Source organism: Marinobacter sp. LV10MA510-1 (genome assembly GCF_002563885.1).
GTDB lineage: Bacteria > Pseudomonadota > Gammaproteobacteria > Pseudomonadales > Oleiphilaceae > Marinobacter.
In genome coordinates, this window is record NZ_PDJA01000001.1 from 2,730,691 (window position 1) to 2,749,478 (window position 18,788).

Consider the following 18,788-nt stretch of genomic DNA (forward strand, 5'->3'; position numbering starts at 1 on the left):
TGGCCGAATGATTGACATCGGGATTGTCGGGAGTACAGAAACGGAAAGCTGGTTGAAACGGCAGCGGGACTCCCTGCTTTCTTCAGATTTCAACTGTCGGTTCTCATCGATAACGGCTCCCCTCGAAGCGACGAAGCCACCCGATATCTGGCTTATTGATGCCGACGGTTCCGAAGCGCTGCCCTTGATAGACGTAATAACCCAACTGTACGCCAATGGCGGAATGGCCGGCGCCCAGATCATAGTTGTCGGAAAATCGATGACAACCGAATTAGCCAGCGCGGTAATAGCAGCGGGAGCCAGACGCTTTCTGGTCAAACCGCTCACATCCCGAATGCTGGCCAGTACCTGTCAGGAGCTGGGCATTTCTCACTCACTGATGGCCAGAACCGCCCTGATTGTTGAAGACCGGCAAGCAACCTATGAGGTAATCCGGGAACATTTTTCCACCCGGTCTATTGAGTCATTGCAAGCAGGCTCTATTCAGGCGGCATTCGACTTGCTCAGAAAGCGCGATTCCGATGTCATCGTTATAAGCCATTACAGCGACTTAATGAGCTATCATAAACTTTCTAAATTGCTCCGTTTTTTCCCGGATAGCTCGGGCATACCCGTTATTTTCACGACCGACGACATTACCGATAGCGAAGCTAGGGACTTCCTGAGCCTGACTGGAACCAACATCCACTACGCAACTAATGCCGAGCTGCCCAGGCTTATCCATGAGTTGACACATCAACAGGTCGGGCAAGCAACATCGGGTGGGCGAATCTATGACATCCTGCACAAACGAGAACAGGAACACTTTGCACTGAACCATCACGCCATAGTCAGTATGGCTGACAGCGCAGGGCAAATTACCGAAGTTAACCGAAATTTTTGTGACACCAGCCAATATTCTGAGACAGAACTGCTCGGCCAGAATCACCGCCTTCTAAAATCCGGCTGTCATTCACCCGATTTTTACAGAGACCTGTGGAAAACGATATCCCGGGGCGAAATCTGGAAGGGTGAGATCTGCAACCGCGCTAAAGACGGCAGTCTCTATTGGGTCTCATCAACGATCGTCCCCTTTCTGGACAGTAGGCAGCGCCCGTACAAGTACATTGCTATTCGCAAAGACATCACCCACGGTGAACTACCAACACTAAATCGAAGATTTTGAATTGGCATCTGGGTAAACCTACTACGCGGCGATCTGATGCGCAGTATTTTCCCTTCTAATAACGATGGATTTGTGTGGTATCAAATCCATCATTATGGGGTTGGACACGCACCCCTTACAGGCTAGCCCTAAGGCCTCACCCGTTGCTTTTCTCAGGATATTAAGAGCACCGTTAATGTCGGCGTTTATGATCCCGTGTTTGCTTTGATACAGCCCTCGGCGGATTCGCTTTCCGCTGAATAGTGGTAAGACGTTTTTGGGTTTTTCACCGTAAACCGGCAGGAAGTCATTATCCAAAGCGGAGGCTTTGGAAGTGTACGACTCTTCCTGAATAACGGTGGTGATGCCCAGCCCGTGGCACTTATATTGGATTTGAGACATCAGGGTGGCATGCGGAATACCGACAAATTTCTGGTTGTTCACGCGGCCAATGTTGACCTCTTGCTTCCAGTGTTTGTTATAACCGATGACCAACGTCCCGATGTTGTTCTCCAGGCAATAAGCGATCACCTTGCTGGACGCTCTGTGCAACAGGTCTTTTATCCGGCGATTGCGTTTGTTGGTCACGGCGCGAATGTGGGCGTATTTGCCTTGGGAGCGAAGTTTGGCCACACGTTTGTTGTACCAGGCATTGATCGATTTCAGCGCTTTACCGTTGATCAGAACAGGGCGAACGCCCGGCTGATCGGTTGCGAGTGCGATAAGATTGTTGATGCCTAAATCGATCCCGGCCTTGCGGGATGTGTCGAGAAGACGGCAGAAGCGACCCGCCTCCACAATCTTTGATTCGTTGTAAACGATTTCGATAATGAAGCAGTTGCCCTTGGGTACAATTCTGACCTCAAGCGCAACGGTGTCGCCGACAGCCGCGTTCCATTTTTGTGAAAACCGAAACTGCGTTTTGATCGGTGGCAACACGTCGCTGGCAAAATACAACGTGCCGTCGACAAACTTGAAACCGTTTCGGCCGATGTGCACGGTGGCCGCTTTGTGGGCGTAACCGGGTTTCTTCGGCTTGGACTTGAAGTTGGAAGGCGTCTTCTTGTACGCCCGCAGAGCCGCAAAATAAGAGGTCCATTCCTGGCCGACAATCTGAGTGCTTCGCTGGGCGATGGCTGATGGAAGCTTGGTGTACAGTTCCGAGTTGTTTCTCTTCAGCCATTTATCAGCGTCGCGATGCGACAGTCTCTGATCTTTGCCGTCCGGATGGTGCTGCATCAGATAAGAGGTGGCGTTCTTAATTCGGCGAACAATCTGAGTGCAAACGCTGGCCCCGCGAAACGCCTCATGATTCTTTCGAATGAGGATTTGCTGGGTGCGAATGTGGGTTGATTTCTCGTTGTTCATGTTGATAATATTAGGACTTGAAATAATTGGTGTCAATCATTTATACAGTGAAATTTACCGACGAAAAGAAGCCACAATTCGTGTGCACATCGAAAACCAAGATCGATCCAAATAGACGCTATCCATCCAACACTAAATCAGAGATTTTGAATTGGAATTCCGCTCATTTCGTTAAAACGGCTGAACACCGAGTGAAACTGCACGGCCAGCTTGCAAGACTGGTCAGCGAGGCCAGCGCTCACGCTCTTTCCGGCCACTGGGCAAGTGCCCCAGAAACACTCCAGTCCGCGCTGCAACCCCTTTGCGGGTTTCTTGGCATTCATCATGTATCCATAAGGCTTCGCCAGAACGATTCACTTGTTGCGAACTGGCGACAATTTACGGGCGGCTCCAGTAATGATACTCCCCTTTCAATTACAAGCTTTGACACAACTGAAGGCCGAAGTCCGAGAGTTGACGGCGATAAAATTGAAACTCAACTATGGAAAGATCAGACAGCACTTGGATCACTAGAACTCCTCGCACGGCAGAGTACCCTGACTGACGCTTTCTGCGATCAAGGTTTGATCGATATACTTGGCAGTGTTATTTCCCATTCATTGGCCCGCTGGCTCTCCGAGTTCGATCAGGAACAGGATAGGGAGAGGCTTCATAAAGCCCAGGCGTTTGCAAACATTGGTACCTGGGAGTGGAACCTTGAAACAAACGAAATGGTCTGGACAGAAATCATTCCAGTACTTTTCGGTTACCCTGAAGGAGGCTTGGAAACATCCTATGCAAACTTTATGGCCGCTGTTCATCCTGATGACCGCGCAGACGTTGAGGCCGGAATAGCAGCCGCGATTGAATATGACGAGCCCTATCGGGTTGAGCATCGAGCGGTATGGCCCGACGGCACGGTGAGATGGCTTCTGGAAACGGGGGCGGTAGTCCGGAGCGATGATGGCACTGCAAAACAAATGCTAAGTGTTGTTGAGGACGTAACGCAAGTTCATGAAGCGGAGCAGCAACTGGCCAACCAAGCCAGCCTGTTGAACATGCTTCATGAGTCCCTCACCACGTTCATTCGTGAGGGAAAATTTCGAGCCACCCTTGACACCATGCTGGAGAGCCTGCTGGAGCTGACCAACAGCGAATTTGGCTTTCTGGCCGAGGTACTTCAGGACGGAGAGGAAGCTCCCTATCTTCGGGTCCAATCCATTACCAATCTCCCTTGGAGTTTGCCCTCGGAAGAAATGTGCAGCCGGGTTGGAACAGATAGATTCGAGCTTCCCGGCCTAGATAACGTCATGGGCGAGTTAATCCGAAACAAGAAAGTTGTGAGTGTCGACGAAACTCGGTCAGTGGAACTGTTCGCGGGGCTCCCGGAAGGGCACCCCGAAATAAGGACGTTTCTCAGCGTGCCAATCCTGGTCGGCTCCGACCTGGTCGGGGTTTTCGCCATTGCAAATCGTGATTCCGGTTACGACCAGTCACTGATCAGTTTTTTACAGCCCTTTACCACAACTTACGGCGTGATCATCAACTCTCAGCGCATGATTGATATGGAGGGCAACAATCGCAAGAGCTTGGTTCGAGAAAAACAGAGGGCAGACCAGGCAAACCGGGCAAAATCCGAATTCCTCTCCAGCATGAGCCATGAATTGCGCACGCCATTAAATGCCATCCTGGGCTTTGGCCAGCTACTTGAAAGCGATGCAGCGCTGAATGAAGACCAACAGGACAGCGCCAACGAAATCCTGTCCGCGAGCAATCACCTGCTCGCACTCATCAACGAAGTACTGGACTTGGCAAGGATCGAGTCGGGTAAACTGGACCTTTCGCTCGAGACCATACCCGTGCGCGCAATCATTGACGAAGCGCTCATGTTGATCAGGCTATCCGCTGAAAAACGTGGTATCCAGATTTCTATCAGCAACATGGCAAACCTCCGGGTCACCGCCGACTGGACCCGCTTGAAACAGGCGTTGTTGAATCTTCTCTCCAATGCCGTCAAATACAATAGAAGTGAAGGTAGCATCCTGATCGAGGCGAAACCCCACGGAACTGCCTGGGTCGATATTCGGGTTACAGACACTGGTCCTGGCATCCCGGAGTCCCGAATACCTGAACTGTTCCAGCCGTTCAACCGCTTGGGTGCAGAACTTAGCCACATCGAAGGTACTGGCATAGGGCTATCACTGACCCACCGGCTCGTCGAGTTGATGGGGGGCAGCATTGGGCTCACAAGTGTCGTTGGCGAAGGCTCTACATTCTGGATCCGCCTGCCGGTTGAGCAAGGGCATACGAGCACTAACGCCGAGCCATCAATCAATTCCGGCCAAAGCAAAACTCTATCTGGCGAGCAAACGGTCACCAAAAACAAGTCCATTCTCTATATTGAGGATAATCCGGCGAACTTGAAGCTTGTTGAAAGAATTGTCCAGCGGCAACCCGATTTTTCTCTGATTTCTGCGACCACCGCCGAAGAAGGGTTAAACCTGGCAAGAACCTGTCAACCCGACCTCATTCTTCTCGATATCAATCTGCCGGATATGAATGGCTACACAATACTACATAAGTTAGAGACACAGGCTCCTCCGAACAATGCCCCTGTTATCGCCCTGACGGCAAGCGCCATGCACTGTGAAGTTCGGAGAGGGAAAAACGCCGGTTTTGATGACTATCTGACTAAGCCGATCAATATTGCAGAATTAACGAACACGTTTAAAAAATACTTGGGATAACCGACTCATGTCCGCCTTTTTAGAAATAAATCTTCACCAACAAAGCATTTTTATTGTCGATGACGAACCGGCAAACCTGAAGCTTCTGGACAAAATCCTCACGTTTGCAGGCTACACCAATCTGACGTTGATCAGCGATCCGCGCCAAGTTATTCCAGCCTACCACGAGCATCGTCCTTCACTGATTCTTCTGGATCTGAATATGCCAGGCGTCGACGGATATCAAGTTATGAAGCAGCTAGGTGACTTGGGTGATCCCATCGTGCCTCCCATTATTATCCTGACAGCCCAGAATCAGCAGGACTATCTGCTTCGCGCTCTGGAAGCCGGAGCCAGGGACTTTATCAGCAAGCCATTTGATCGCCGGGAGTTGCTAATGCGCGTTCACAATTCTCTGGATGCGCATACTGCCCATCGGCTAGTGCACAACCAGAAAGTTCACCTGGAAATATTGGTGGAAGAGCGCACACAGGAATTACGCGAGAGCAGACTGGAAATCATTCGACGGCTTGGACATGCGGCGGAGTGGCGGGATGAGGAAACAGGGAATCACATTATAAGAATGAGCAAGATGTGCGCCCTTCTTGCCAGTAAAGCGGGCTGGTCTGAAGAGCAATGCGACTTGATCCTGCAAGCCAGCCCGATGCATGACATCGGTAAAATTGGCATTCCCGACGCTATCCTGTTGAAGCCCGGAACGCTGGACCCGCAGGAATGGCAAACCATGAAAACTCATCCCAAAATCGGCGGACGGCTGCTGGAGGGCAATAACAGCGAGCTTCTGGTACTGGCCCGAGAGATTGCCCTTAATCACCACGAAAAGTGGGACGGGAGTGGCTATCCAGGCGGACTACGAGGTGAAGATATTCCTCTCTCCGGAAGAATTGCCGCACTGGCCGACGTATTCGATGCGTTGACGTCGGCACGCCCCTACAAGAAAGCCTGGCCGGTAGAAGATGCAGTGGAATTGGTCCGGGAAAACCGAGGGACACACTTTGATCCGGAGTTGGTTGACCTGTTCCTGGCCGATGTTGCCAGCTTTGTAAAAATCATCGATGTCTATCAGGACCAGCCGGACCACTTATGCCAATGACTTCCGAAAACCTGATCTGGATGATCAATGCGATTCCCGATGCAGTCATTCTCATCAATCAGAACCGGACGATTGTCAGTGCCAATCCGAGAGCAACCGACATTGCTCTTACCACTGTGACACGGTTGAAAGGCACTTCATTAGACACTCGACACCAGAGCATTCGAGAACCGTTCGCAAACAGCACGTTGAGGGTTTTTCAGCGAACCGGTGAAACGCCTCATGGGATAAGGCTAGCCCACCACTACCTCTTGCGCGGAAGAAGCCCTGGAGGTATACCACACAGTGCTTTGTCCCGCAGCGCCGGTATCGGTTGAAACTACTTGTTCAGAATGCCGTTCCAATAGCTTGATGCCGTGGATGGTGTCACTGGGATACTCACCGAAATGGTCGAAATAATACGATGAAAAGCGACCCGCATGATTAAACCCCCACTTCAGCGCATGATTTGCAACTACCGGGTCCTCGCGATGGAAGCGGATCAGGGACTCTCTTGCCTTGATCAATCGGCGTGACTGGCAGTAACTATACGGTGTCATCCCTGTACGTTTTTTCATGAGGTAATAGAAATTTCTCAGGCTCATACCCGAATCTCGGGCGATGGTTTCCAGCTCAATGTCTGTGGCTAATCGGTCATTGATCTGTTCAATGGCAGTACACAACCTTCGATCCTCTCCAATCAGGATCTTATTCTTAACCGTTGCAGCCACCGAACTTTCGCCAGCCAGATACCGGTTCAAGATTTCCTCAAGCCACCGGGTTCGTTCCATTGCATGGTGATGATCCCGAAAAAAAGGAGTCTCACGCAAATAACTTACGAGTATTTTTGCCAGTTCAAAGTCAGCGTTTTCCAGCAATCCGTTCGCGTATTTCCAAGCTGAGTGGCTAATCTGAACAATAAAAAGATGAGCCTCCGATGACAGTCGGGCTCGAAACTCTGCGTCTGGTTTGAGTACACAGGGAACCCCGGGGACGCTGTGAAAATGCACGCCTTCAACCTCAAAATCAACGCTTCCGTATGCAGGCATAATGATCGCCGTTCGGCCAGCATTGCAACCAACGACACTGGACGCGGAACGAAGATAGATACCACATACGTTAATGTCTCCCGCCTCGAGAAATGACAGGCGCGAATCAAAATCGGCTTCGCCGGCGGGTGACACGTTCACCTCTTGAGACAGTCGTGAACAGCCAGTCAACAACTGAAGCGCTGACAACCAGTTTCGCGGTTTTTTAGTTGTGGTGCGAAGGTAGTGTTCAAGCAAAAAGTCTGGGGCATTGCAGACACACATTTCTTTTGATCCTCCGGCTAATATGCATACTACTTTGTATGCAGCTCGAAACTTTACAGAAAGTCACACTTACGGATGTGACTCTTCACCTAGCCGCGCGGGTTGGGAGCCACACAAAACCCGACATAGTGAGACAAGATCGCGTTTAAATCTCTCCTTGCTCATGAATCGTCAGAAGCAAACTTTCAAAACGGTATGGGTCCCTTTTCACTACGTAATTTTCTCAGGTATCCCTGGCGTTCTATTTGATATGAATCAATTTTATTAGCCACTACATGCCAGTTCAGTCAGCCTTGCTGTCTAATCAAAAATCACGAATAGAGCTATTTTACAAAAGCTTACCTAGCCTGCCTTTGCTTAAAATGAGGCCAGTATGAGGCCTTCCGATCGGCTCGGAATTACTCTGGAGATTTAGATTAAGTGCTTGACCACTTCAATGCTGTTTCAGTGTGGTTTGGGGAGTTCAATGGTTTTTCTGCCCTTCAAGAATTCCGTCATCTCCGCCACTGGCAACGGCCGGCACAGCAAATAACCCTGAAGTTGATCACACCCTTCCTCCGCCAGGCGAGCAGCCTGCTCGGGCGTTTCGACACCCTCGGCGGTTGAACTCAAGCCCAGGCTTTTTGCTATAAACAACACAGCCGAGACGATGGCTGCATCCTTCGGGTCTACCAGCATGTCTCGCACGAAGCTTTTATCGATTTTGAGTTTGCCTATGGGCAATTCCTGCAAAAGGCTCAAAGAAGAGTAGCCGGTACCAAAATCATCCAGTGAAATAGTGATCCCTTTTTGACGCATTGCATTCAAATCGCCGATGACCTCCGGCCGAATTCTCATCAGAGCGGTTTCTGTAATTTCCAGCTCCAGCTGCCAGGGGCGAAGCCCGTTATCCGTCAATACCTGGTCGACAATCGTGGCAAGGTCTTGGCGCTGTAACTGTATGGCAGAGACATTGACGGAAACACTGGCATTCGTGAGCCCCGCGGCATGCCATGTGCTCAGTTGACGCCCCGCCTCACGCAGAACCCACTCACCCAGCGGCAGGATTAAACCGCTTTCCTCGGCAACAGGAATAAACCGGTCGGGCGGAATAATGCCCTCAAGCGGATCATTCCAGCGCAGCAGGGCCTCAAGCCCAACGATTTTGCCTGTTCTGGCCTGTACCAGCGGCTGATAATAAAGTGCCAGCTCGTTGTTTTTTAATGCGCGCCTTAGCCTGCCTTCCAGCGATATGTGTTCGAGCGCCGCAAGGTTGTAGGCAGCGGAATAAAACTGGTAATTGTTGCGCCCCTGTTCTTTGGCCTGATACATGGCGGCATCGGCGCGCTTTATCAAATCATCCACCTCACTGCCGTCCCCGGGGAACAGTGAAATCCCGATACTGCAACCGCTGTATATTTCGTTATCAGTGAACTACCAACACTAAATCGAAGATTTTGAGTTGGCATCTGGGTAAACCTACTACGCGGCGATCTGATGCGCAGTATTTTCCCTTCTAATAACGATGGATTTGTGTGGCATAAGATCCATCATTATGGGGTTGGACACAAACCCCTTACAGGCTAGCCCTAAGGCCTCACCCGTTGCTTTTCTGAGGATATTAAGAGCGCCGTTGATGTCGGCGTTTATGATCCCGTGTTTGCTTTGATACAACCCTCGGCGGATTCGCTTTCCGCTGAATAGTGGTACGACGTTTTCAGGATTGTTGCCGTAAACCGGCATGAAGTCGTTGTCCAGAGCGGATGCCTTGGAGGTGTACGACTCTTCCTGAATAACGGTGGTGATGCCGAGAGCTTGGCACTTGTATTGGATTTGAGAGATCAGAATGGCATGCGGAATACCGACAAATTTCTGGTTATTCACACGGCCAATATTGACCTCCTGCTTCCAGTGTTTGTTGTAACCGATGACCAGCGTGCCAATATTGTTCTCCAGGCAGCACGCGATCACCTTGCTGGAGGCCCTGTGCAACAGGTCTTTTATCCGGCGATTGCGCTTGTTGGTCACGGCGCGAATGTGGGCGTATTTGCCTTGGGAGCGAAGTTTGGCCACACGTTTGTTGTACCAGGCATTGATCGATTTCAGCGCTTTACCGTTGATCAGAACAGGGCGAACGCCCGGCTGATCGGTTGCGAGTGCGATAAGGTTGTTGATGCCTAGATCGATCCCGGCCTTGCGGGATTGGTCGAGAAGACGGCAAAAGTTGCCCGCCTCCACAATTTTTGATTCGTTGTAGATGATTTCGATAATGAAGCAGTTGCCCCTGGGTACAATTCTGACTTCAAGCGCAACGGTGTCGCCGACAGACGCGTTCCATTTTTGTGAAAACCGAAACTGCGTTTTGATCGGTGGCAATACACCGTTGGCAAAATACAACGTACCGTCGACAAACTTGAAACCGTTTCGGCCGATGTGCACGGTGGCCGATTTGTGGGCGTAACCGGGCTTCTTCGGCTTGGCCTTGAAGCTGGAAGGCATCTTCTTGTACGCCCGCAGAGCCGCAAAATAAGAGGTCCATTCCTGGCCAACAATCTGAGTGCAAACGCTGGCCCCGCGAAACGCTTCATGCTGCTTTCGAATGAGGATTTTCTGGGTGCGAATGTGGGTTGATTTCTCGTTGTTCATGTTGATAATATTAGGACTTGAAATAATTGGTGTCAATCATTTATACAGTGAAATTTACCGACGAAAAGAAGCCACAATTCGTGTGCACATCGAAAACCAAGATCGATCCAAATAGACGCTATCCATCCAACACTAAATCAGAGATTTTGAATTGGAATTCCGCTCATTTCGTTAAATATCCCAGGATCGAGCATGTTTTGGTTTCAGGGCGCTCACTTGGTTGTCCAGCTCTGTAACCAGCTGCGGCGGTAATTGCAGGCGCGCCGCAAGCATGGCCAGGTAAGATTTCTCAGCGGCGGTATCTACATCAATCGCCAGCAGTGAGGCAATGTAAATTTCTGACGCTACTTCCGGGCAAGTGGCACTGTTAACAATCGCGTCCATATCAACAGGGTGCCCCATTTCCTGCACCAGAACATTCTGGCTTGCGTTATCCAGCCCCAGGGATTCAATCCGCTGAAAAATAACCTGGCTCTCTTGTGCGTCCATCCGTCCGTCTGCGCGGGCCGCCGCAATCATGGCGCGTATCAGCATCAGGCCTAACCTGTCATTGGCTGCCTGATCATCTGCCGCGGGCAGAAAAGCAGATCCGGCAGGGGGCGATTTTAACGCGGCAGCATTTACAACTTGGGTTTCAGCCGCAGCTGCGCCCTGGCTATTGTTGTAACGCTGGTATGCGGTATAGGCCAACGCTCCAACCGCTGCAACACCGCCGAGCTTAAGGGCCCCCGACCCAAGTTTTTTGACAGATTTCCCGGTTATCATTTTGCTCGCAAAACCGCCGGCCAACCCACCGGCAAAACCGGTCCCAGCACCGCTACCAAGAAACGATCCCAAAAGTTTATTCATATCAACCATGGTAATAAGCCCCAGTGATAACTATTGATGTAATTGCACAGATAACCGATTCACGTAAACTGCCGCCCGCACTGTTAATCGCCAGAGTCCAGGCCTCGCTAACCCTATAAGACTGTCAGCGGACGCAGACGTTCCTGCAACCACACGGTTTTTCAGACGAAAATTCGGAACAGGTTTATTTTCCTGCAAAGTGATCTTCCTCGGATTAGAATAAATTTGGCGATCTATTTAAACCACTCACCCATAACCTTCACACACTCAGGAGCCTGCCATGTCCATCTGGGTTGATGCCGACGCCTGCCCGGTGCCCATTCGCGAGATTATCTGTCGCGCGGCAGCACGCTGGAGGGTAGACACCACGTTTATTGCCAATCACGTTGTTCCTTTACCGCCGGGGCCGTTTATTCACACCCGCCAAGTGATGCAGGGGTTTGACGTGGCGGATAACGAAATTATGGATCAGCTCAAAGCCGGGGATCTGGTAATCACACAAGATCTCCCCCTGGCCGCAGAAGCCATTGAAAAGGGTGCAGATGTGTTCAACCCTAGAGGCCAGGCATTTACCAAAGAGAATATTCGCCAACGCCTGGCGATGCGTAATTTTATGGAAGAGATGCGCAACGCCGGCCAGGTTACCGGCGGCCCGGCGCCCTTCGGCCAGAGCGACCGCAAAGAATTTGCCGACAAACTGGACCGCTGGCTGCAACGTAATCGGTAGTTGCTGGTCGAAGACCGAAACAGGAGACTTTTATGTGGGTTTTACAGCAAGCTGTGATCGGTTTTGCCTTACTGGTCGGGGTTCTGCCGCTGGCGTTCAGCCAGACCTTCCCGTCTGACGCAGGCCCCTTTCAGCTTGAAACCATCGCAGAGGGGCTGGAGCATCCCTGGAGCCTGGCGTTTCTGCCAGACGGCTCGGCTCTGGTCACCGAGCGGCCCGGAAGATTGCGAATAGTCCAAAACAGCGCGCTGGCGGCGAAGGCCATTCAAGGTGTACCCGAGGTGGCCGCATCCGGCCAGGGCGGATTATTTGACGTAACACTGCACCCGGATTTTGCCAGCAACAACACCCTGTTTCTTAGCTATGCCCATGGCTCGCCTGAGGGAATGACCACGCGGGTTGCAAGAGCGGTACTGGATGACAACGAACTCAAAGACCTTAAGGTCATCTTCGAAGCCCTGCCCCGCTCGAACGGCACACGCCACTTTGGCGGGCGCATGGCTTTTGACAGCAGCGGCTATCTTTACATCGCCGTGGGCGATCGCGGTGAAAAAGATCGCGCTCAAGACACCCGCGATGACGCCGGCGGTGTGCATCGCATTACCATCGACGGCGAACCTGCACCGGGCAATCCAGGTTTGGGAAGCTCCGCTATCCGTGACACGTTCTACACCTGGGGCAACCGCAATATTCAGGGTATGACCGTTCACCCACAGACCGGCGAAATCTGGACCCACGAACACGGCCCCCGCGGCGGCGATGAAGTGAACATCCTGCAAGCCGGCACCAATTACGGCTGGCCGGAAATCACCTACGGTATCGGCTATTCGGGGCTGCCGATCACTTCGGATACCCATAAAGAAGGCATGGCCCAGCCGTTGCACTATTGGGATCCGTCCATCGCACCGTCAGGTATGGCACTTTACAGCGGCGGCCTGTTTCCACAATGGCAGGGCGATGTGTTTGTGGGCGCATTGAAACTGCGCAAACTGGTACGACTAGGGACAAACGGAAATGACAAAGTGATTGAGGAGGAAGACTTGCTGACCGATCTGAACGAACGCCTCCGCGATGTTCGGGTTGGCCCTGACGGCGCTTTGTGGCTGCTGAGCGACGCCCCACAGGGCAAGCTTTACCGTATGGTACCCACACAATAGTGTGGGTAGGCTTATTCCGCCCTGATCCACTCAACCCGCAACTCGAACGCACCCGCGCGCTTGTCGCCCAGTAGCAAGCCCATGGCTTCTACATGTTCAACATCCAGAGGTGGGCCGGAAAGCGCGCGGCCACGAAAATGCGGGCTCAACAGGGCGATCGGTATAACCGGCTCCGTCCACTCGCCTGCGAGTGTCGGGAACTCGGCGGTATAGGCGATGGGTGAATGGCCATAACGGGCGTCGGTATAAAGTCTGAGCTGGTAACTGCGCCCATCGCCTTTCAGCCGCAGACGCAGCGAATGGCAGGCACTCAGGTCAAACTGATGGCCGCTGCTTTTCACTGACGAAAAACCACCGTTGTTCTCCAGCGATATCTGTCCGGAGAAAACCAGCCGGCCATCCACAATTGCGGGTCCACCGCGGGATTCGCCACCCATCACGCCATCGTTAACCGCGTACCACTCGGGCGCGGGCGAGGTCACGGAAAAGTCGACTAAAATAGTGCCACGGTCTACATTTGTATTCATTGAGCACGCTCCCTTAAAAAAGATCACTAAAACGCAAAACAGACATTTATATCCGCCACCCTAAACGCTAATAATTTTTCAGGCTTGATGGCGTGCATTATGATCCGTTGCAGTACACTCGTATTAAAGCTTTCTATCAGCGTACATTATTCAGTTGTGCACCGTTATTTTGTTAGTACCGACACGGGCATACGCCATGCCCGCCTTAGTCGCTCAGGGCGACTACCCGGAGATCACTTCGGCACCGAAGAAAGCATCTGGGACAAAGCTCTTGGCTCTAATCAGTGGCTAGACAACCACGCCAGAAGCCATGGTCGAATTCATAAACCCCGCAACAGAGCCATCGCTCTGATGTCACTCGCTATCTAATTATGAGGATCAATTGTGTTCAATAACATCCGTTTTATTCGCCTGCTCGCTCTGATAACGGTCTTCATGGCCGGGCCAGCCCTGGCGGCTGATCCGGTCGTGGTTTCCTCAAAAATTGATACCGAGGGCGCTGTATTGGGCCAGTTGATCTTTCAAAGTCTGGAACAAGCCGGCATCCCGGTTGAAAGCCGAATACAACTGGGGGGCACCAGTATCGTCCGCAACGCCATCAAGGCGGGTGAAATTGACATCTATCCGGAATACACCGGCAATGCTGCCTTTTTTCACAATCAGGCCGACAGCGACGTCTGGAAAAATGCCGACACCGCCTATGCTCAGGCCAGCAAACTGGACCAAGACGCGCACAATATTGTCTGGCTAACCCCCGCCAACGCCAACAACACCTGGGCCATGAGCGTACGCGGTGATCTGGCGCGGGAGCATCAGCTGACAACCCTGGATGACCTGGCAGACTATGTGAACAACGGGGGCCGCTTCAAGTTCGCCGCCAGCGCCGAGTTTGTTGAATCGGCCAGTGCCCTGCCTGCGTTTCAGGCGGCTTACGGCTTTACCCTGACCGCTGACCAACTGCTGGTGCTGTCTGGTGGAAACACTGCGGCTACCCTGCGGGCGGCGGCGCTCAACAACAATCAGGTTAACGGCGCCATGGCCTACGGCACCGATGGTGGCCTGGACGCGCTGGATCTGAAAGTGCTAACCGATACCCGCGGCGTGCAGCCGGTATACCAGCCGGCGGCCATTGTGCGAGCGGAGGTATTGGCCGCTCACCCGAACATCGCCACCGTGTTAAAGCCGGTGTTTGAATCGCTGGATCTGGCAACCCTGCGCCGCCTGAATGGCCAGGTTGCGGTGAATGGCGCGCCAGCTCAAACCGTTGCCAGGCAATACCTGGATGCCCTTAGCGGGAACTGATCGGGGTGACCCTGGATAACGCTATCGGCTCGGTCGCCGGCACCACGAACGCCCGCCCAAACCGGGTCATTCCGGTGTTGGCTGCATTGGCCTTGGTGCTGGTGTGGACTCTGAATCTGGGCAGCATCCAGCCTAATCGTATTGTGCCGGGCGAAGGCTTCGGCTTAATGGCAGCTCTGGGCGGTAGCGGTGCTCTTGCGATTACCCTGGGGCTTCTGGGCGCCATACTACTGGCGCTGTTGCCACTGCCCCGCCGCTTTGCCTGGCTGGCCGCACTGCTGGCTCTGTCACTCGCCTGGCTACCCGTATTACTGAGCGTATTCGCTGCTCAGCATCTACCCTCGAACGCACCTTACGCGCGCACGTCGATCGGCGCGGCGTTTTGGTGCCTGCTTTTCCTACTATCCCTGATGCTGCTGGAAGTGCTGGACCGCCTCGGCAGCAGCCGCCTGACACGGCTGCTGCTGCTGGCCGCCATTGTGGGTGCCTGGTCGATCATGTTCAGCGCCGACGGCCTTGCCAGCTTGTCGCTGGTGAGGGAGTTTCAGGCGCGTCCCGAACAGTTCTTTGCGGCCCTCGGCACGCATCTGGCACTTGCCTTCGGCGCTGTCGCCTGTAGCCTGGTTATTGCATTCGGACTCACCCTGAAAATGCTCGCCAGCCCCGGTTGGCGGCGGCCGGTTCTGGCGCTGGTGAGCTTTATGCAAACCATTCCCAGCCTGGCGGTGTTTGGTTTGCTAATTGCGCCGCTGAGCGCGCTTTCGAACCACTTTCCGCTGCTGCAGGAACTTGGCATTCACGGGATTGGCTGGGCGCCGGCCGCCCTGGCGCTGGTGGCCTACAGCCTGCTACCCATGGTGCGCAACAACTACGTGGCGCTTTGCGGCATTGCACCCACGCTGTTAAACGCGGGCCGCGGCATGGGCATGTCGGAACGCCAGCTGTTTTTCAAACTCAAGCTGCCACTGGCGCTGCCGGTGATGATCGAAGGCGTGCGCATTACCACAGTGCAAGCCATCGGCCTGACCGCGGTTGCGGCACTGGTAGGCGCTGGCGGCTTTGGTACTTTTATTTTCCAGGGTCTGGGCCAGGCTGCTATGGATCTGGTACTGCTGGGCGCCCTTCCCACGGTGATGCTGGCGCTGGTGGCCGATGCCGCCTTGTCGCTGCTAGCCAGCGCGCTGAAGCCGTCAAACCCGGCGCACTGAACCCACTATGACAACGGTGAGCAGAACATGATCCAACTGGAAAACCTGACCCGCCGATTCGGCGACGCCGTTGCGGTAAGCGCGGTTAATCTTAAGGTCGAAACCGGCGAGGTCTGCGTTCTGGTGGGCAGTTCGGGCTGTGGCAAGTCCACCACGCTGCAAATGATCAACCGCCTGCTGCCCATCAGCAGCGGCAATATTCTGGTGAATGGCAAAGATATCAATACCTTGAACGCCCGTGAATTGCGTCTGAGCATGGGCTACGTTATTCAGGGCACCGGGCTTTTTCCACACTGGACGGTGGCGCGAAACATTGCCACCGTACCCCACTTACTGAAGTGGGCGCCGCAACGGATTCAGCAGCGCACCGACGAACTTCTGCAACTGCTGAATCTTGAGCCGGCCCAGTATCGCAATCAGTATCCGAGCCAGCTCTCGGGCGGTCAGGCCCAGCGCGTGGGTGTTGCCCGCGCACTGGCGGCAGACCCCGATATCCTGCTGATGGACGAGCCCTTCGGCGCTCTGGACGCCATCACCCGCGACACCCTGCAACTTGAAGTACTACGCATTCAGCGCCAGATGAAAAAAACCATCGTGTTTGTAACCCACGATATCGATGAGGCCCTGAAACTGGCCAGTCGCATCGCGGTTATGGATCAAGGCCGACTGATTCAGTACGACACGCCGGACAACATCCTGCGCCACCCCGCCAGCACATTTGTCGAGAATCTGGTGGGGCAACAGGATCGTGGTCTGAAAATGCTGGCTCTGAGGCAGGTTGGCCAGGTTATGACGCCGCATATCGCGCCAGGTCCTTGCGTGGTACCTGAGGCCTCTATCTACGACGATGACAGTCTGCGTGCGGCATTGTCAGTGATGCTCTGGCACAATCTGGAGCAGTCTCCCGTTTATGATCGCCAAGGTGTACAAATTGGTCTGGTCACCCGAGCTCAGGTATGCGGGGATCTGGCCTGATGCGCAACTGGTTAACGCCCACCGCCTTGATCGTTATGCTGTTTGCGTTAAGCGCAGGTCTGCCGGCCCTGGCCCCTTGGCTGGAACAATGGCAAAACAACGCTCAGCCGCTGGTGTATCAGCGCGAGTCATTTTTAGCACTGCTGCAGAATCACGTGCTGCTGGTTTTGCTGTCGGCCGCCGCAGGCACCCTTGTTGCGGTATCCGCAGGCATATTTGTGACCCGCCGCAGTGGTCGGGATTTTCTCCCTCTGGTCAGCCAGGTTGCTTCAATCGGCCAGACCGTGCCGCCGGTGGCGGTGCTGGCATTGGCGGTTCCGGTGTTGGGCTTTGGCGAGACGCCTATTATTCTGGCGCTGATACTTTACGGGCTGTTGCCTATTTTGCGTAACACCATCAGCGGTCTGGAAGGGGTAGACGCCCGCGTGCGCAACGTGGCCCGCGGCATGGGCATGTCAGCCAGCCAGATACTGTTGAAAGTAGACTTGCCGCTGGCACTGCCGGTGATCGTAGCGGGGGTTCGCACCTCAGTGACCATCAATATAGCCACCGCGGCAATTGGCTCTACCGTGGGCGCACGCACTCTGGGTGATCCGGTGATTGCCGGGCTGGTGAATGGCAACACCGCCTACATTTTGCAGGGCGCCATCTTGATGGGTCTGCTGGCTTTAGCTACCGACAGTGTATTCGAAGCTTTTGAGAACAAGCGGGCCCGGTCTGGCGCGGCTACCAGAGCAGGCTAAGCATCAACGGAATAGACAACACGGCCAGCAGGGTTTGCCCGCTGATGATACCGGCCATCAGCGGTGCATCACCGCCTAGCTGGCGCGCAAGAATATAAGCCGAGGTGGCTGTGGGCAAGGCTGCCAGCAGAATCATGACCTGCATCAGCAAGAGTTCAAAGCCCAAAACGTAGCCGATGCCCGCGGCAATCACAGGCATCACCAGTAACTTAAGAATTGACGACGTCACAAACGGCATCGAAGCGCCGCGCAACACGTTCAGTTGCAGGCCCGCACCCACCGTCATCAAGCCCATAGGCAAAGCCAGGCTGCTCAGTGGCCCCAGGGTGCCTGCCAACAGCGGGTGAAAGCCCAGCTCGAAGTAACTCCAGGTAATACCCAGTAGCGATCCGACAATTAATGGATTTGTAATGATCATCCGCAGCACGGGCAGAAACTGTATCCGCTGGCCAGCGGTCGTCAGCGAAAACATGACGATGCACAGCAGATTCAGCATGGGCACCATAATAGCGACCACAATGGCGGTCAGTGCCAGGCCCTCATCGCCCAGCAGCATGCCGCCCGCCGCCAGTGCGACGTAGGAATTGAAGCGGGTAGCACCTTGAAACACCGACGAGAACACCGAGCCACTCCAGCGCCAAAAGCGCTGGATAATGGCCAGTATCAGAGTCATGGATGCCAGTGTTGCGCCAACCAGCACGGCAACATCGGCGTAAACCGACGGCGCCATGTGCGCCTGGCCAAGCTTGTACACGAGCATGGCGGGAAACAGAACGTAATAGGTAAAACGTTCTGCCTGGGGCCAGAATTCAGGCCCGGGGAAATTCCAGCGGCGAAAAAGGTGCCCCAGAGTAATCAGCAGAACAACCGGCACCAATGCATTGAAGAAAACGTTCATTGCCCAGCCCTGTGAAGGAAAAAACTAATGCAAAGCTTGCTATAGTTTTACAGGCAGAACAACCGGTGCTTCGGTTATCGTAAATAAGATTGTTATCAAGGTGCGCATTACAGCAAAGAATAGCCGCAGTTGACGTTCAGCCGGGCATCCCGCT

At 53.5% G+C, this 18,788-nt stretch carries 17 protein-coding genes; 10 read left to right on the top strand and 7 right to left on the bottom strand.

Going from position 1 to position 18,788, the window contains the following annotated elements; all coding sequences use genetic code 11:
* Positions 1 to 7 precede the first annotated feature (7 nt).
* Positions 8 to 1,165, top strand: a complete 1,158-nt coding sequence (locus tag ATI45_RS13080; protein WP_218926140.1) for a PAS domain-containing protein — start codon at positions 8 to 10, stop codon at positions 1,163 to 1,165.
* Between the two features lie 21 nt (positions 1,166 to 1,186).
* Here the strand turns inward: ATI45_RS13080 and ATI45_RS13085 are convergent, their stop codons facing one another.
* Positions 1,187 to 2,512, bottom strand: coding sequence for an RNA-guided endonuclease InsQ/TnpB family protein (locus ATI45_RS13085; protein WP_098419864.1), 1,326 nt, complete (start codon positions 2,510 to 2,512; stop codon positions 1,187 to 1,189).
* Positions 2,513 to 2,541: 29 nt separating this feature from the next.
* On the opposite strand from ATI45_RS13085, the gene ATI45_RS13090 reads away from it, so the two are divergent.
* Positions 2,542 to 5,238 carry an ATP-binding protein gene (locus ATI45_RS13090; protein ID WP_228736054.1) on the top strand — a complete coding sequence of 899 codons (2,697 nt, stop codon included), beginning with the start codon at positions 2,542 to 2,544 and terminating at the stop codon, positions 5,236 to 5,238.
* 7 nt (positions 5,239 to 5,245) lie between these two features.
* A complete protein-coding gene (locus ATI45_RS13095; protein WP_098419866.1) occupies positions 5,246 to 6,331 on the top strand; it encodes an HD domain-containing phosphohydrolase in 1,086 nt (361 codons plus the stop codon).
* A gap of 233 nt (positions 6,332 to 6,564) precedes the next feature.
* On the opposite strand, the gene ATI45_RS13100 is transcribed toward ATI45_RS13095, so the two are convergent.
* From ATI45_RS13100 to ATI45_RS13115, 4 genes are all read right to left on the bottom strand, one after another.
* A complete protein-coding gene (locus ATI45_RS13100; protein ID WP_098419867.1) occupies positions 6,565 to 7,623 on the bottom strand; it encodes an AraC family transcriptional regulator in 1,059 nt (352 codons plus the stop codon).
* Between the two features lie 444 nt (positions 7,624 to 8,067).
* On the bottom strand, positions 8,068 to 9,021 hold the full coding sequence (locus ATI45_RS13105) for a putative bifunctional diguanylate cyclase/phosphodiesterase (RefSeq protein WP_228706252.1): 954 nt from the start codon (positions 9,019 to 9,021) through the stop codon (positions 8,068 to 8,070).
* A gap of 63 nt (positions 9,022 to 9,084) precedes the next feature.
* Entirely contained in the window at positions 9,085 to 10,248 is a 1,164-nt protein-coding gene (locus ATI45_RS13110; protein ID WP_098419869.1) for an RNA-guided endonuclease InsQ/TnpB family protein, read from the bottom strand.
* Positions 10,249 to 10,419: 171 nt separating this feature from the next.
* Positions 10,420 to 11,106, bottom strand: a complete 687-nt coding sequence (locus ATI45_RS13115; protein WP_098419870.1) for a tellurite resistance TerB family protein — start codon at positions 11,104 to 11,106, stop codon at positions 10,420 to 10,422.
* Positions 11,107 to 11,377: 271 nt separating this feature from the next.
* On the opposite strand from ATI45_RS13115, the gene ATI45_RS13120 reads away from it, so the two are divergent.
* Both ATI45_RS13120 and ATI45_RS13125 read left to right on the top strand, forming a co-directional pair.
* The gene (locus tag ATI45_RS13120; RefSeq protein ID WP_098419871.1) at positions 11,378 to 11,824 is read left to right on the top strand and encodes a YaiI/YqxD family protein; all 447 of its coding nucleotides are present in this window, start codon (positions 11,378 to 11,380) and stop codon (positions 11,822 to 11,824) included.
* A gap of 32 nt (positions 11,825 to 11,856) precedes the next feature.
* The gene (locus ATI45_RS13125) at positions 11,857 to 12,981 is read left to right on the top strand and encodes a PQQ-dependent sugar dehydrogenase (protein WP_098419872.1); all 1,125 of its coding nucleotides are present in this window, start codon (positions 11,857 to 11,859) and stop codon (positions 12,979 to 12,981) included.
* Between the two features lie 11 nt (positions 12,982 to 12,992).
* Here the strand turns inward: ATI45_RS13125 and ATI45_RS13130 are convergent, their stop codons facing one another.
* Positions 12,993 to 13,508: a CIA30 family protein gene (locus ATI45_RS13130; RefSeq protein ID WP_098419873.1), complete on the bottom strand. Its 516-nt coding sequence runs from the start codon at positions 13,506 to 13,508 to the stop codon at positions 12,993 to 12,995.
* 99 nt (positions 13,509 to 13,607) lie between these two features.
* Between ATI45_RS13130 and ATI45_RS21950 the strand changes: the two genes are divergently transcribed.
* The 5 genes from ATI45_RS21950 to ATI45_RS13150 all read left to right on the top strand — a co-directional run bounded on the left by ATI45_RS21950 (position 13,608) and on the right by ATI45_RS13150 (position 17,736).
* The gene (locus ATI45_RS21950) at positions 13,608 to 13,877 is read left to right on the top strand and encodes a hypothetical protein (RefSeq protein WP_143751162.1); all 270 of its coding nucleotides are present in this window, start codon (positions 13,608 to 13,610) and stop codon (positions 13,875 to 13,877) included.
* A gap of 66 nt (positions 13,878 to 13,943) precedes the next feature.
* Positions 13,944 to 14,810 carry an ABC transporter substrate-binding protein gene (locus ATI45_RS13135; RefSeq protein WP_098421747.1) on the top strand — a complete coding sequence of 289 codons (867 nt, stop codon included), beginning with the start codon at positions 13,944 to 13,946 and terminating at the stop codon, positions 14,808 to 14,810.
* A gap of 5 nt (positions 14,811 to 14,815) precedes the next feature.
* Positions 14,816 to 16,018, top strand: coding sequence for an ABC transporter permease (locus tag ATI45_RS13140; protein ID WP_228706025.1), 1,203 nt, complete (start codon positions 14,816 to 14,818; stop codon positions 16,016 to 16,018).
* 27 nt (positions 16,019 to 16,045) lie between these two features.
* Positions 16,046 to 16,993, top strand: coding sequence for an ABC transporter ATP-binding protein (locus ATI45_RS13145; RefSeq protein ID WP_098419874.1), 948 nt, complete (start codon positions 16,046 to 16,048; stop codon positions 16,991 to 16,993).
* Positions 16,993 to 17,736, top strand: coding sequence for an ABC transporter permease (locus ATI45_RS13150; RefSeq protein WP_098421749.1), 744 nt, complete (start codon positions 16,993 to 16,995; stop codon positions 17,734 to 17,736). Before ATI45_RS13145 ends, ATI45_RS13150 begins: the two co-directional genes overlap by 1 nt.
* On the opposite strand, the gene ATI45_RS13155 is transcribed toward ATI45_RS13150, so the two are convergent.
* Positions 17,720 to 18,634 carry an AEC family transporter gene (locus ATI45_RS13155; RefSeq protein ID WP_098419875.1) on the bottom strand — a complete coding sequence of 305 codons (915 nt, stop codon included), beginning with the start codon at positions 18,632 to 18,634 and terminating at the stop codon, positions 17,720 to 17,722. The two genes, ATI45_RS13150 and ATI45_RS13155, sit on opposite strands and share 17 nt — an antisense overlap.
* Between the last annotated feature and the right edge of the window lie 154 nt (positions 18,635 to 18,788).

Coding starts and splice junctions, on each gene's coding strand:
- ATI45_RS13080 (WP_218926140.1), top strand. CDS start 8: ATGATTGACATCGGGATTGTCGGGAGTACAGAAACGGAAAGCTGGTTG.
- ATI45_RS13085 (WP_098419864.1), bottom strand. CDS start 2,512: ATGAACAACGAGAAATCAACCCACATTCGCACCCAGCAAATCCTCATT.
- ATI45_RS13095 (WP_098419866.1), top strand. CDS start 5,246: ATGTCCGCCTTTTTAGAAATAAATCTTCACCAACAAAGCATTTTTATT.
- ATI45_RS13100 (WP_098419867.1), bottom strand. CDS start 7,623: ATGTGTGTCTGCAATGCCCCAGACTTTTTGCTTGAACACTACCTTCGC.
- ATI45_RS13110 (WP_098419869.1), bottom strand. CDS start 10,248: ATGAACAACGAGAAATCAACCCACATTCGCACCCAGAAAATCCTCATT.
- ATI45_RS13115 (WP_098419870.1), bottom strand. CDS start 11,106: ATGGTTGATATGAATAAACTTTTGGGATCGTTTCTTGGTAGCGGTGCT.
- ATI45_RS13120 (WP_098419871.1), top strand. CDS start 11,378: ATGTCCATCTGGGTTGATGCCGACGCCTGCCCGGTGCCCATTCGCGAG.
- ATI45_RS13125 (WP_098419872.1), top strand. CDS start 11,857: ATGTGGGTTTTACAGCAAGCTGTGATCGGTTTTGCCTTACTGGTCGGG.
- ATI45_RS13130 (WP_098419873.1), bottom strand. CDS start 13,508: ATGAATACAAATGTAGACCGTGGCACTATTTTAGTCGACTTTTCCGTG.
- ATI45_RS21950 (WP_143751162.1), top strand. CDS start 13,608: ATGATCCGTTGCAGTACACTCGTATTAAAGCTTTCTATCAGCGTACAT.
- ATI45_RS13135 (WP_098421747.1), top strand. CDS start 13,944: ATGGCCGGGCCAGCCCTGGCGGCTGATCCGGTCGTGGTTTCCTCAAAA.
- ATI45_RS13145 (WP_098419874.1), top strand. CDS start 16,046: ATGATCCAACTGGAAAACCTGACCCGCCGATTCGGCGACGCCGTTGCG.
- ATI45_RS13150 (WP_098421749.1), top strand. CDS start 16,993: ATGCGCAACTGGTTAACGCCCACCGCCTTGATCGTTATGCTGTTTGCG.
- ATI45_RS13155 (WP_098419875.1), bottom strand. CDS start 18,634: ATGAACGTTTTCTTCAATGCATTGGTGCCGGTTGTTCTGCTGATTACT.